The sequence below is a fragment of the Frankia sp. RB5 genome, from assembly GCF_059816245.1.
In genome coordinates this window covers 66,967-79,466 of the sequence record NZ_JCBATA010000007.1, presented here as the reverse complement: position 1 = coordinate 79,466, position 12,500 = coordinate 66,967, and the positions used below count along the sequence as shown (strand labels likewise).

The 12,500-nt window shown below is 72.6% G+C and carries 10 protein-coding genes and 3 tRNA genes; 7 read left to right on the top strand and 6 right to left on the bottom strand.

Going from position 1 to position 12,500, the window contains the following annotated elements; genetic code table 11:
- Window positions 1–89: 89 nt before the first annotated feature.
- A complete protein-coding gene (gene treY, locus AC6EXY_RS05390) occupies window positions 90–2,537 on the bottom strand; it encodes a malto-oligosyltrehalose synthase (protein ID WP_499816710.1) in 2,448 nt (815 codons plus the stop codon).
- 37 nt (window positions 2,538–2,574) lie between these two features.
- Window positions 2,575–4,776: a glycogen debranching protein GlgX gene (gene glgX / locus AC6EXY_RS05385; RefSeq protein WP_101835075.1), complete on the bottom strand. Its 2,202-nt coding sequence runs from the start codon at window positions 4,774–4,776 to the stop codon at window positions 2,575–2,577.
- Between the two features lie 125 nt (window positions 4,777–4,901).
- Here glgX and AC6EXY_RS05380 point away from each other — a divergent pair, with 125 nt between their 5' ends.
- The 4 genes from AC6EXY_RS05380 (at window position 4,902) to AC6EXY_RS05365 (ending at window position 7,802) form a co-directional block, all read left to right on the top strand.
- Window positions 4,902–5,339 carry an NfeD family protein gene (locus AC6EXY_RS05380; RefSeq protein ID WP_101835041.1) on the top strand — a complete coding sequence of 146 codons (438 nt, stop codon included), beginning with the start codon at window positions 4,902–4,904 and terminating at the stop codon, window positions 5,337–5,339.
- A gap of 90 nt (window positions 5,340–5,429) precedes the next feature.
- Complete coding sequence (locus AC6EXY_RS05375) at window positions 5,430–6,437, top strand: SPFH domain-containing protein (protein ID WP_243408033.1); 1,008 nt, start codon at window positions 5,430–5,432, stop codon at window positions 6,435–6,437.
- A gap of 231 nt (window positions 6,438–6,668) precedes the next feature.
- Window positions 6,669–7,202, top strand: a complete 534-nt coding sequence (locus AC6EXY_RS05370) for a DUF3145 domain-containing protein (protein ID WP_165818634.1) — start codon at window positions 6,669–6,671, stop codon at window positions 7,200–7,202.
- A 306-nt stretch (window positions 7,203–7,508) separates the two neighbouring features.
- Complete coding sequence (locus AC6EXY_RS05365; protein ID WP_101835037.1) at window positions 7,509–7,802, top strand: DUF4193 family protein; 294 nt, start codon at window positions 7,509–7,511, stop codon at window positions 7,800–7,802.
- Window positions 7,803–7,964: 162 nt separating this feature from the next.
- On the opposite strand, the gene AC6EXY_RS05360 is transcribed toward AC6EXY_RS05365, so the two are convergent.
- Complete coding sequence (locus AC6EXY_RS05360) at window positions 7,965–8,552, bottom strand: isochorismatase family protein (RefSeq protein WP_101835035.1); 588 nt, start codon at window positions 8,550–8,552, stop codon at window positions 7,965–7,967.
- A gap of 129 nt (window positions 8,553–8,681) precedes the next feature.
- Here AC6EXY_RS05360 and AC6EXY_RS05355 point away from each other — a divergent pair, with 129 nt between their 5' ends.
- A complete protein-coding gene (locus AC6EXY_RS05355) occupies window positions 8,682–9,491 on the top strand; it encodes a DUF3097 domain-containing protein (RefSeq protein WP_101835033.1) in 810 nt (269 codons plus the stop codon).
- 242 nt (window positions 9,492–9,733) lie between these two features.
- Window positions 9,734–10,573 (top strand): N-acetylmuramoyl-L-alanine amidase, encoded by an 840-nt coding sequence (locus AC6EXY_RS05350; protein ID WP_101835031.1) that lies wholly within the window; start codon window positions 9,734–9,736, stop codon window positions 10,571–10,573.
- A 69-nt stretch (window positions 10,574–10,642) separates the two neighbouring features.
- Here the strand turns inward: AC6EXY_RS05350 and AC6EXY_RS05345 are convergent.
- From AC6EXY_RS05345 to AC6EXY_RS05335, 3 genes are all read right to left on the bottom strand, one after another.
- Window positions 10,643–10,714 (bottom strand) — tRNA-Val (locus AC6EXY_RS05345).
- A 12-nt stretch (window positions 10,715–10,726) separates the two neighbouring features.
- Window positions 10,727–10,798, bottom strand: a tRNA-Cys gene (locus AC6EXY_RS05340).
- A gap of 44 nt (window positions 10,799–10,842) precedes the next feature.
- Window positions 10,843–10,915 (bottom strand) — tRNA-Gly (locus AC6EXY_RS05335).
- 257 nt (window positions 10,916–11,172) lie between these two features.
- On the opposite strand from AC6EXY_RS05335, the gene AC6EXY_RS05330 reads away from it, so the two are divergent.
- A complete protein-coding gene (locus AC6EXY_RS05330) occupies window positions 11,173–12,297 on the top strand; it encodes a chorismate-binding protein (protein WP_499816694.1) in 1,125 nt (374 codons plus the stop codon).
- The last annotated feature ends 203 nt before the right edge of the window (window positions 12,298–12,500 follow it).

The window sequence follows — 12,500 nt, the reverse complement described above, 5'->3', positions numbered from 1 at the left end:
CCGCCGCACATCGATGACGGCGCGCGCCGGATCGTTTCTCCTGGAGGGCAGAGGGCGGTCCGGCGCTCGCCGTCGCCCGGGAGAGGCCGTCAGGAACGGACGAGCAGGCTGACGGGGAAGTCGCGCAGCAGACGCAGGACGTAGGCCGTGCCGCCGTCATGCCTGCGGCCGGTCAGCACGTCGGTCCACCGGCCGTCGGGCAGCGTCACGGTGGTGTCCCGCCAGCCACCGCCGCGGCGCAGGCCGAGGACCAGGCGCGGCGCCACCGTCACCACCGACTCGGAGCGGGTGAACGCCACCACGTTCTCCGCCGCCGAGCCGGACGCCCACAGCGGCCGGTAGGTGGCGTGCGCGCCGAACCACTCCGGGTGGTCCCGGCGCACCCGCAGCGCGCGGGCGACCACCAGCAGCTTCGCCGCGCCCGAGTCGTCGAGCAGCGGCGGGCGGCGCGGGCTGGCGCCTTCCGCGGCGATCTCGGCGCCGAGCTCGGCGAGCAGCTTCGTCCGGTCGCCGAAGTTCACCGGCCGCCGGTTGTCCGGATCGACCAGCGACAGGTCCCACAGGTCCTGGCCCTGGTAGACGTCGGGCACGCCGGGCATCGTCAGCTGCAGCAGCTTCTGGGCGAGGGAGTTCTGCCGGCCGAGCTCGACCAGCCCGCCGACGTAGCCGCCGAGCACGGCGAGGAACTCGTCGTCCTCCAGCACCGACTCGATGTAGTTCGTGAGCGCCGACTCGTAGGCGGGATCGCTGTCGGTCCAGCTGGTGTACAGCTTCGCCTCGCGCACGGCCTTGAGCATGTAGCTGGTGGCCCGCTCGGTGGGCAGCGGCCAGGCGCCGACCAGCGTCTGCAGCAGGAAGTAGATCGTCGGCCGGTCCGGCCAGCCCTGCTCGGTGTCGCGGTGGCGCTCGCCGAGGCGCACCAGCCGGCCGGCGACCTCCGCCCAGCCCCGCGGGTCCTCGGACAGCACTGCGAGCCGGGCCCGCACGTCCTCCGAGCGCTTGGTGTCGTGGGTCGACAGGGTGGTCATCGTCAGCGGCCAGGTGCGCTGCGCGGTGACGTTCGCCTCGTGGAACTCGTTGACGGCGCTGCGCGGATGCCCGGTGGTGAACGCGGGGAAGCGGGCCGGGTCGCCGCCGACCTCGTTGAGCGCGATCATCCGCGCGTACCGGTAGAACGCGGTGTCCTCGATGCCCTTGGCCATCACCGGGCCGCAGGTCTGCTGGAAGCGGATCACGAACTCGGGCGGTCCGCCGAGCGCCAGGTCCTCGATCAGGTCGATCTCGGCCGAGCGGCCCGGCAGGTAGGAGCGCGCCTGCTCGCAGGCCCGCACGACGTGCCCACGGGCCTCCAGGCTCGGCGTACCGTCCGGGCGGATGTAGGCCCGGTAGACGTCGAAGGCGGCCAGCACCTCGCACAGCGCCTCGCGCAGCCCGGTGCGGGTGAGGTCGGCGCGGGCGCGCCGGGCCTCGCCGAGTGCCAGCGTGGTCAGCCGGTCGATCTCGGGCTGCAGCACGGTGGCGAGCACGTCGAGCTTGGCGGCCCGCGCCTCCGCCTCGTAGCCCGGGTCGACGCGGGTGATCTCCTGGTAGAGCGCGGCGAGGGGATGCCCGGCGACCGGGTCGAGGAACAGCCGGGTCAGCCGGCCGATGCCGTCGTAGCCGGTGGTGCCGTCGCACGGCCAGCTCTCGGGGAGCGCCTCGTCGTCCTCGAGGATCTTCTCGACGACGGTCCAGACCCCGCCGGACGCCTCGGCGAGGCGCCGCAGGTACTCCTCCGGGTCGGCCAGCCCGTCGGGATGGTCGATGCGCAGCCCGTCGAAGGTGCCGGCCCGGACCTGCTCGATGAGCAGCCGGTGCGTGGCGGCGAAGACGTCGGGCTCCTCCTGGCGCAGCCCGGCGAGGGTGGTGATGTCGAAGAAGCGGCGGTAGTTCAGCTCGGTGGCGCCGACCCGCCACCAGCACAGCCGGTAGTACTGGGCGTCGAGGGTGCCGGCGACGTCGTCCGGGTCGGCGGTGCCGGGCGCGGTGGGCAGCACGTGGTCGTAGTAGACGACGACCCACGCGCCCTCGGTGTCGCGCTCCACCGAGATCTCCCCGGCGGCCAGGCAGTCGGCGAGCCCGGTGCCGAGGATCGGCACGAGCACCCGGCCCGGGTTGTCGGGGGCGGCCCAGTCGATGTCGAACCAGCTGGCGTACGGCGACTCGGGCCCCTCGCGCAGCACCGACCACCAGGCCGCGTTCGCCGCCTGCGGCGTGACCGACATGTGGTTCGGCACGACGTCGACGACGAGGCCGAGGCTGGCCTTGCGGCAGGCGGCGACGAGCCGGCGCAGGCCTCCCGTGCCGCCGAGCTCCGGGTTGATCTGCCCGTGCTCGACGACGTCGTAGCCGTGTGTCGAGCCGGGTGCCGCCTCCAGCACCGGCGACAGGTACAGATGCGACACCCCGAGCGCGGCGAGGTACGGGACGACCACCGCGGCGTCGGTGAAGGAGAAGTCGAGGTTGAGCTGCAGCCGGTAGGTGGACGTGGGCACGATCCGCGCGCGGCCGGAGCCGCCCAGGGGCGTCGTCGGGTCAGCGGACACGGCGCAGCACGACCGTCGAACGGGCGTCGATCTCGAGTGGGTCGCCGGCTTTGACGACCTTGCCGATGTCGGCGGGGTCGAGGGCCGAGTGCGCCAGCGCGATCGACTCCAGGCCTGCTTCGACCTCGGCGGTGGAGCGCCGCGTGTCGACGACCGTCTCCCACTCGTCGCCGAAGGTCGGCGCCGGAACCCGGAAGCCGACCGGCTCGAAGTGGGCGTTGAAGAACAGCAGGAACGAGTCGTCGACGATGCGTTGGCCGAGCGCGTCCGGGTCGGGGATGGCGTCGCCGTTGAAGTACACGCCGAGGGAGCGCGCGGTACCGGACTCCCAGTCGGCGTCGGTCATCTCCAGGCCGTCGGGACGCAGCCAGACGATGTCCTTGCCGGACGGATCGTCACCCGCGCCCGCCGCGTCGGCGCCGCCCTGGCCGCGCGGCGACGCGCCCTGGAAGAACTTCCGCCGCCGGAAGATCGGGTGATCGTGGCGCAGCCGCGACACATGGCCGACGAAGTCGACGAGATCGGCGTTGCGCTCGGCGTCGGCCCAGTCCAGCCAGGAGATCGGGGTGTCCTGGCAGTAGGCGTTGTTGTTGCCGTGCTGGGTGCGGCCCATCTCGTCTCCGGCGACCAGCATCGGCACCCCCTGGGACAGCAACAGCGTCGTCAGCAGGTTACGGGTCTGCGCGGCCCGAAGCGCGAGCACCTGCGGATCGTCCGTCGGCCCCTCGGCCCCGCAGTTCCACGACCGGTTGTCGTCGGAGCCGTCGCGGTTGTCCTCGCCGTTGGCCTCGTTGTGCTTGTTGTTGTAGGAGACGAGGTCGTGCAGGGTGAAGCCGTCGTGGGCGGTGATGAAGTTGATCGACGCCCAGGGTCGGCGGCCGCTGTTCTCGTACAGGTCGCTCGACCCGGTCAGCCGGGAGGCGAACTCGGCGATGCCCTGTTCCTGGCCGCGCCAGAAGTCGCGGACGGTGTCGCGGTACTTGCCGTTCCACTCCGTCCACAGCGGGGGGAAGTTGCCCACCTGGTAGCCGCCCTCGCCGAGGTCCCAGGGCTCGGCGATCAGCTTGACCTGGGAGACGACCGGGTCCTGCTGGACCAGGTCGAAGAACGACGACAGCCGGTCGACGTCGTAGAACTCCCGGGCCAGTGTCGCCGCCAGGTCGAAGCGGAAGCCGTCGACGTGCATGTCGGTGACCCAGTAGCGCAGCGAGTCCATGATCAGCTGCAGGACGTGCGGGTGACGGACCCGCATGCTGTTGCCGGTGCCGGTGTAGTCCATGTAGTAGCGCGGGTCGTCGTCCACGAGCCGGTAGTAGGCGGCGTTGTCGATGCCGCGGAAGGCCAGCATCGGGCCCATGTGGTTACCCTCGGCGGTGTGGTTGTAGACGACGTCGAGGATCACCTCGATCCCCGCCTCGTGCAGGTTCTTGACCATGCTCTTGAACTCCTGCACCTGCCGGCCCTGCCCGCCGGAGGCGGAGTAGCCGTTGTGCGGGGCGAGGAAGGCCAGCGAGTTGTAGCCCCAGTAGTTGCGCAGGCCCTGGCGCACCAGGTGCTCGTCGTGCACGAACTGGTGCACGGGCAGCAGCTCGATCGCGGTCACGCCGATCCGCCGGTAGTGCTCGATCATGAGCGGGTGGGCGACGCCGGCGTAGGTGCCCCGGTATTCCTCGGGCAGGCCCGGATGGTTCTTGGTCAGCCCGCGCACGTGCGCCTCGTAGATCACCGACTCGTTGTAGGGCGTGCGCGGCGGCCGGTCCCCGTTCCAGTCGAAGAACGGGCTGATGACGACCGACTTCATCATGTGCGGCCCGGAGTCGGCGTCGTTGACGCTGTCCGGGTCGCCGAAGGCGTAGGGGAACACCGCCTGATCCCAGGCGACCTCCCCATCGACGGCCTTCGCGTACGGGTCGAGCAGCAGCTTCGCCGGGTTGCACCGGTGGCCGGCGGCGGGCGCGTACGGGCCGTGGACGCGGTAGCCGTAGCGCTGCCCCGGACCGACCGAGGGTAGGTAGGCGTGCCAGACGAAGGCGTCCCGTTCCTTCATGTCGATCTGTTCCTCATGGCCGGCGTCGTCGAACAGGCAGAGCTGGACCCGGTCGGCGATCTCTGAGAAGATCGCGAAATTCGTTCCCGAGCCGTCGTACGTGGCGCCCAGGGGATAGGGGCTGCCCGGCCAAACCTGCGACATAGGCACGAAGCCTACGGGCAGCGGGCCCTCCCTGATCGAGGGGCGCGTGAACATCGAGGTCACGACACCCGGGACATTGAAATCTCATTGATCCGCGGCTGACCGGCCGGGCCTAGCATGGAAGCATGGCCGACTGGGCGATCTGGGTCGTCGTCGCCGGCGCTCTGTTCGTCGGCGAGCTGCTGACCCTGGACCTGACGCTGGTGATGTTCGCGCTGGCCGCGCTGGTCGGCGCGGCGGCCGCGCTGCTCGGCGTGGACGCGGTCTGGCAGATCGTCGCCTTCGCCGTGGCCGCCGGCGGGTTCGGACTCGGCCTTCGCCCGGTGGCCCGCCGCCACCTCCAGCGTGACGTACCGCAACTGCGCACCGGGACCGAGGCACTGGTCGGCGAGCGGGCGGTGGTGCTGGAGCGGGTCGACGGCGACGGCGGCCGGGTGAAGATCCGCGGGGAGGTCTGGTCGGCCCGGTCGTACCCGACCTCGACCGTGCTGGAGGCCGGCAGCGAGGCCCACGTGCTGCGCATCGACGGCGCGACCGCCATCGTGCACAGGTTCGAACTCTGACCCGGGATCCCCGGGCCCGGGACGGGCGGACCCGGCCCCGCTGACCGGCTCCGGGCGGTGGGGCGCCGGTCCAGACAGGGAGGACAGGTCATGGCAGGTGTCATCGTCGCCGTGGTGATCGCGGCCGTACTGCTGATCACACTGGCCAGGGCGGTGCGGATCGTCCCGCAGGCGCGCGCGATGGTCGTCGAGCGACTCGGCCGGTACCACCGCACCCTCACCCCGGGGCTCGCCCTCGTGGTGCCGTTCGTCGACCGCATCCGCGATCGCATCGACCTGCGCGAACAGGTCGTCAGCTTCCCGCCGCAGCCGGTGATCACCGAGGACAACCTCGTGGTCGGCATCGACACGGTCATCTACTTCCAGGTCACCGACCCGCGGGCGGCCACCTACGAGATCGCCAACGTCATCCGCGCGATCGAGCAGCTGACCGTGACCACCCTTCGCAACGTCATCGGCGGGATGAACCTGGAGGCCACCCTCACCTCCCGGGACCAGATCAACGGCCAGCTGCGCGGCGTCCTCGACGAGGCGACCGGCAAGTGGGGCATCCGGGTCAACCGGGTCGAGCTCAAGGCGATCGACCCGCCCCGCTCCATCCAGGACTCGATGGAGAAGCAGATGCGCGCCGAGCGGGACCGCCGCGCCGCCATCCTGACCGCCGAGGGGGTCAAACAGAGCGAGATCCTGCGCGCCGAGGGGGAGAAGCAGGCCGCGATCCTGCGCGCCGAGGGGGAGCGGGAGTCCCAGATCCTCACCGCCCAGGGTGAGGCGAAGGCCATCGACACGGTCTTCCGGGCCATCCACGAGGGCAACGCCGATCAGAAGCTACTGGCCTACCAGTACCTGCAGACCCTGCCGCAGATCGCGCAGGGCCAGGCCAGCAAGCTGTGGATCGTGCCCAGCGAGCTGACCGGCGCGCTCGGCGGCCTCGGCGGGCTGCTGGGCGGCGCGGTCGAGGCCGCCGCCGTGAAGCCTCCGGGCCGTGAAGCCCCGGCTGCGAAGTCCCCGGCGGCGACGGCCGCGGCCGGGACGTCACCGGCCGTGACACATCCCAACCCGACGCCGCCGGCCGCGCCGGATCACGACCAGGGCTGACCTGACCTGACCGGGTGGCGACCGGGCCCCTGCCGGACGAACCAGCCGGCGCCCGCCAGCCATGGTTCGGCGGTAGGCCCACCTTTGCGACTAATGAGTCATACCTCTGGGAGGGGGTGGGGCTAGTCCGCCGGGCGCGGCCATGGGACGATTCCGGCAAGCCATACGGGGGCGGGTCGATGAGACGCAGGGGAAGGCGTTCCTCGTCGACGGAGGTCCCGCGTGGTCGCAATGTCCCCGACAGCTCGTGAGCTGTCATCCGGCTCGTCGTCCTTCGCCGTGCCGGGCAAGCTGGCGGTTCTCGCCTGTCCGCCGGCGCTGTGCCCGCACCTGGAGTTCGGCGCGTCCGGAGTGTTGTCGTCGCCGGTGTCGCTGACCTGGACGGCGCAGCCCGGCATGCCCGGATTCCTGTTCGCCGGGCTGGAGTGGCGCGCCTCGCCGGGCACGGCGGGCCGGGTCGCGGCGGCGCTGCGCCGGCTGGGCCATGTCACCTTTGAGACAGTCGAGGGTCCCTCGCCCGGGTGTGACGCCGAGCGCTACTCCTACACGCCGGATCTCGGCCTGCATCGGGCGGCCATCGCGGCCAACGGGGACGTGGTGGTCGGCGAGGCGGCGCTGCGGGCGCTGCTCGAGCGCGGCGAGGCCCGCGAGACGCTCGCCCGCGGGCTGCACCGGCTGCTCGGCACCGCGTGGGACGACGTGCTCGAACCGCTGCGCCGCGGGGCGCACGGGGCCCCCATCACCTGGCTACGCCGGACCGGCTGAGCGCCGGCCCACGCGCCCACGCACCACGCGACGGCGCGCCTGGCACCGACCCCGCACGGCCGGGGGAGGGGGTCGGGCTGGGCCGGCCGCCGGCCAGCGGCATCCATGGCCACACTGCCGCTGGCCTGCGTCAGCGTGATCCGGAGTCGCCCATCGTCCGGTGCCGCGCACGCATCAGGGCGGATCGGACACCCGGGTGTGGTGAAGCCCACATCAGGGTAGCGCGGGTCTGACGGGCACATACCCCGGCGGTCATGCGTTGAGGCTTGCGCACGACCACGAACAACCTTTCTGGGAGTTACTTAAGTGGCCACCGATTACGACACCCCTCGCACAGCTGACATAGAGGACGCCTCCGAGCAGAGCCTCGAGGCCCTCAAGGCGCGACGGGCGGATGCGGCGGCTGACCTCGGTGACGACGTCGACCCGTTCGAGACCGAGCTCGGCCTGCCCGGCGCTGACCTGGCCGGGGAGGAACTGAACCTCCGCGTACTGCCCCGCCAGGCCGACGAGTTCACCTGCACGCAGTGCTACCTCGTGCACCATCGCAGCCAGCTCTTCGACGAGCGGCGGATGGTCTGCCGGGACTGCGCTGCCTGACCGGTCCGAGCCGCCTGGCCAGCCCGAGCAGCTGACCGAACCGCACCACTGACCGACCGATGTCGATCGACCCCGGGTCGACCGACCTGACCCCACGAAGCATCGACTCTCCCCGCCGGCCGACCGCGTGGTCGTCGTCCGACCACCTGCCGGCTGGCCGGGTCAGCCGACCAGCACTCCGGCGTCGCGCATCGCCGTCACCGCCCGCCCCTCGTCGTCGGGCTCGAGGTTGACGAACCGCGTGAGCGCCAGGGGCAGCCGCACCGACAGACCTCGCTCCCGCGCGTCCAGCGCGCTGGCCCGGACGCAGTGGTCTCCGGCCAGGCCGACCACGACGAGCGTCGCCACTCCGAGCTCGGCGAGCCGGGCGCCCAGCAGGGTCGCGCGGCGCTCGCCGGACGACGGATCGCGTACCGAGAACGCCGAGTAGCCGTCGCCGCCGTCCACCCCCTTGCGGATCACCTCGCCGGCCACCACCAGTTCGGGATGGAAGGCCGCGCCCGCGCTGTCCGCCACGCAGTGCGGCGGCCAGACGCCGCCGCCGGTGACGAAATGGGGCGTATGGGCGGGATGCCAGTCCTGGCTGTAGAAGACGGGGGAGTCGGCGGCCCGGGCCGCGGTGACCTCCGCGTTGATCCCCGCCACGACCTGCTCACCGCCCGCCACGTAGAGGCTGCCCGCCCGGTCGGCGAAGTCGTTCTGGACGTCCACGACCAGCAGCGCGATCCCAGGCCCGTAGCGTTCGGTCACGTCCGGCCGCCTCCCGTCGACGCCCCGCCCCGGCCTGCCCGCGCGGCGGGTTATGCCCTTAGTGTCGCATCCCGACACGCCCGTGCCGATATCCCTGATCATGGGCGTCTGACGGCTTAGGTTCGCGGCATGCGCAGCCGCGACTACGGCCCCGACGTCCTGGCGCCCGCCGCCCGAACGAGCCGGCCGACGATACCCGAGGTCGAGCTCGAGGCCGACCTCGTCGTCGAGGACGTGGTCAGCGGCTTCTGCGGTGCCGTGGTCGGCAGTGAGCTCGGCGCGGTCACGCTGGAGGACCGGCATGGTGCCCGGCGGGTGTTTCCGCTGGAGCCCGCCGCGTTCCTGCTGGAGGGCCGTCGGGTCACCCTGGTGCGGCCACGCCGCGCGATGCCCGCGGCGCTGGCGCGCACCGCCTCCGGGTCGATCGCCGTCGCCGGCCATCGCGCGCGGGTGGCCCGGGCCAGCCGCATCTACGTCGAGGGGCTGCACGACGCGGCCCTGGTCGAGCGGGTGTGGGGGGACGACCTGCGGGTCGAGGGGGTCGTCGTCGAGTGCCTCGACGGCGTTGACGAGCTGCCGGGGGTGATCGAGGAGTTCCGGCCGGGGCCCGCGCGGCGCCTCGGCGTCCTGGTCGACCATCTCATCCCCGGCTCCAAGGAGAGCCGCATCGCGGCGGCGGCGGCGGGCCCGCACGTCCTCGTCACCGGGCATCCGTACGTCGACATCTGGCAGGCGGTGAAGCCGACGTCGGTAGGCATCGCGGCCTGGCCGGACGTGCCCCGCGGCCAGCCGTGGAAGGAGGGTGTCTGCCAGGCACTCGGAGTGGCCGAGCCGGCCGAGATGTGGCGGCGGGTGCTGGCGAGCGTCGACAGCTTCGCCGACCTCGAGGTGGGGCTGCTCGGCGCGGTGGAACGCCTGATCGACTTCGTCACCGCCTGAGGCCCGCGGTGCCGCCGCGGACACCACGCGGTGGTCTCGGCGTGACGGGGTGCGTGGCCCCGTCGCGGACGTCGCATACGGTGTGAAGCCGACGCGTACGGATCTGCCCGCCGCCTCCGGCGGCGCCACCCGTGGCCGGATCCCTCCGGCCGCACCACCCCTGGACTGTTCCACCCTCCACTCCACCCTGCACCGCTCCCGCTCGCCCTCGTGCGGCGGGAGCCTGAACGGCGGGAGACTGCATGCCGGTCAGGTTCCGGCCGGCGATCCTGCTCTACGTCGCCGCCGTGGTGGTGCTCGCCCTGGTGACCGGATTCGCCCTGCGATACGTGCTGGATGGCGGGCACGGCCGCTCCGCCGCCGGATCGGGCATCTCGCCCGGGCCGACCTCGCTCGCCGGCCGCGTCATCGTGCTCGACCCCGGCCACGACGGCGGCAACAGCGGCGCCGGCGCGGCCATCAACCGGCAGGTCCCCGCCGGCGGGTTCGACAAGGAGTGCGACACCGTCGGCGCCGAGACGAACGCCGGCTACCCCGAGCACGCCTTCACCTTCGACCTCGCCCAGCGGGCGGCGGTCCTGCTGCGCGCCCGCGGCGCGACGGTGCGACTGACCCGCGCCACCGACACCGGGGTGGGACCCTGCGTCGACGAGCGGGCCCGGATCGGCAACGACGCCGGCGCCGCGGCGGTCGTGTCCATCCACGCCGACGGCGGCCCACCGACCGGGCGCGGCTTTCACGTGATCGCGCCCGCGCTGAGCCCTGATCGGGAGAACGCGGCCATCCTGGCACCGTCGAGCCTGCTCGCCGGCACGCTGCGCTCGGCCTTCGGCCGAGCCACCGGGCAGCCGCTGGCGGACTACCTCGGTGTCGAGGGCATGACGATCCGCTCGGACCTCGGCGGCCTGAACCTCTCCCGCGTCCCGAAGGTGTTCCTGGAATGCGGGAACATGCGCAACCAGGCGGACGCGGCCCTGCTCGTCGACCCGACCTGGCGGGCCCGCGCCGCCGCCGGCATCGCCGACGGGCTCACGGCCTACCTCCTCGGCGCGACCAGCACCCCCGCTGCCCCCGCCAGCTGACGCCTGCCGGACATGACGAAGGCCACTCCGAGGAGTGGCCTTCAGGTGATGGTCTGATGCTGTGCGGGGTGGGCGATACTGGGATTGAACCAGTGACCTCTACCGTGTCAAGGTAGCGCTCTCCCACTGAGCTAATCGCCCGCGATGAACCAGAGGCGGAGGCGGGAATCGAACCCGCGTACAGGGCTTTGCAGGCCCTTGCCTAAACCACTCGGCCACTCCGCCGCGGGAGGCCGTTGCTTGACGGACCTCAAGCCCCTCTGCTTCCGAGCGGACGACGGGATTCGAACCCGCGACCCTCACCTTGGCAAGGTGATGCTCTACCAACTGAGCCACGTCCGCATCGCACCGCCGCTGGTCTTGCTGGAGTCGTTCTTGGCGGTGCAGGTAGCACTCTAGCGGACGAAGGCGCCTCGCGTCGAATGGCCCGCGAGACGTCGCGGAAGTGTTGCGCTGGGTCAAGGGATCCCACGTGAACATCGGGTTTCTCCCACGGCACGTCCACCGGGCCCGCGGGAGCCTCCCACCGTGGGCGCTGGCCCGGGGGCGGTCCCGCCCGGGCGAGGCGGGTCAGCTGGCGACCGCGTACCGTGATCGGGGTGAGCCGGACGAACATGGGCGCTCCAGAACGGACCGCTCGCCGCGGCGCGGCAACACCGCCGCGCCGGCCCGGCCCGTACCTGCTCGCCGGCGGGCGCCTCGCGAGCGGGGTCCGGGAGATCAGCGACGATCCCGCGGTGCTGGACCGCGGCGGGTTCTGGGGCGTCGTCGCCGACTTCGAGGGCGCGGTGCGCTGCGTGCGCTTCGCCGACGTGCGCCCCGCGCCGCCCGGCGGCCCGGCCGCCCTGCGGCGGGGCGCGTGGAGCGGCCCGCCGCCGGGATCCTGGCGCAGCAGTCTCGACCAGGCGGCCTACCTCGCGGGGGTGGCCGCCATCCGGGAGCGGATCGCCGCCGGCGACGTCTACGAGGTGAACCTCTGCCGGGTGCTGTCGGCACCCCTGCCGTTCCCGGGGGGCGGCGCGCCCTCGGCGAGCGGGGCGGCGGGCGGGGGAGATCCGGCGGGGCTGGCGGCCATCCTGGCCGCCGGCAATCCGGCGCCGTACGCCGTCGTGCTGGACGTGCCCGAGGCGGGCCTGCGTGTCGTCGGAGCCTCGCCGGAGCTGTTCCTCGAGCGCGCGGGCGACGTCGTCCGGTCCAGCCCGATCAAGGGAACCGGGCGGACGGAGCGGGACCTGGGGGACAAGGACGTCGCCGAGAACATCATGATCGTCGACCTGGTACGCAATGATCTCGGTCGGGTGGCGCGGCCGGGCAGCGTCACCGTACCAGCGCTGTGCGCGGTCGAGGAGCATCCGGGGCTGGTCCACCTGGTCTCGACCGTGCGGGCCAGGCTGCGGCCCGGCGTGGGCTGGGCGGAACTGCTGGCGGCGGCGAGCCCGGCCGGTTCGGTGTCGGGCGCGCCGAAGTCGAGCGCGCTGCGCGTCATCCGGGAGCTGGAGCCGGTGGCCCGCGGCCCCTACTGCGGGGGCATCGGCTGGGTGGACGCCGACCGTCGCCGCGGCTGGCTGTCCGTCGGCATCCGGACGTTCTGGTTCGGGGATGGCCGGCTGCACTTCGGCACCGGCGCCGCCATCACCTGGGGCAGTGATCCCCTGGACGAATGGCAGGAGACCGAGCTCAAGGCCCGCCGTCTCGTGGGGCTGGCGAGCGGCGCGGCCGGCTGACCGCGGGCCCTGGCTCCGGCCCGGACCGCGACGACATGGCGGCGGGGGCTGCCACGGTGCGGGCCGCGGCGGTGACCGGCGTGAAGGCCCGCAGACGACGACCCGCCCGGCCGGATGTCACCGGCCAGGCGGGTGGGTGCTCGTCGTGCGAATGGGTGCGACCGCAAGAGATGCGAGTTGGGGCAGCGTCTCCCCTGTCGAGT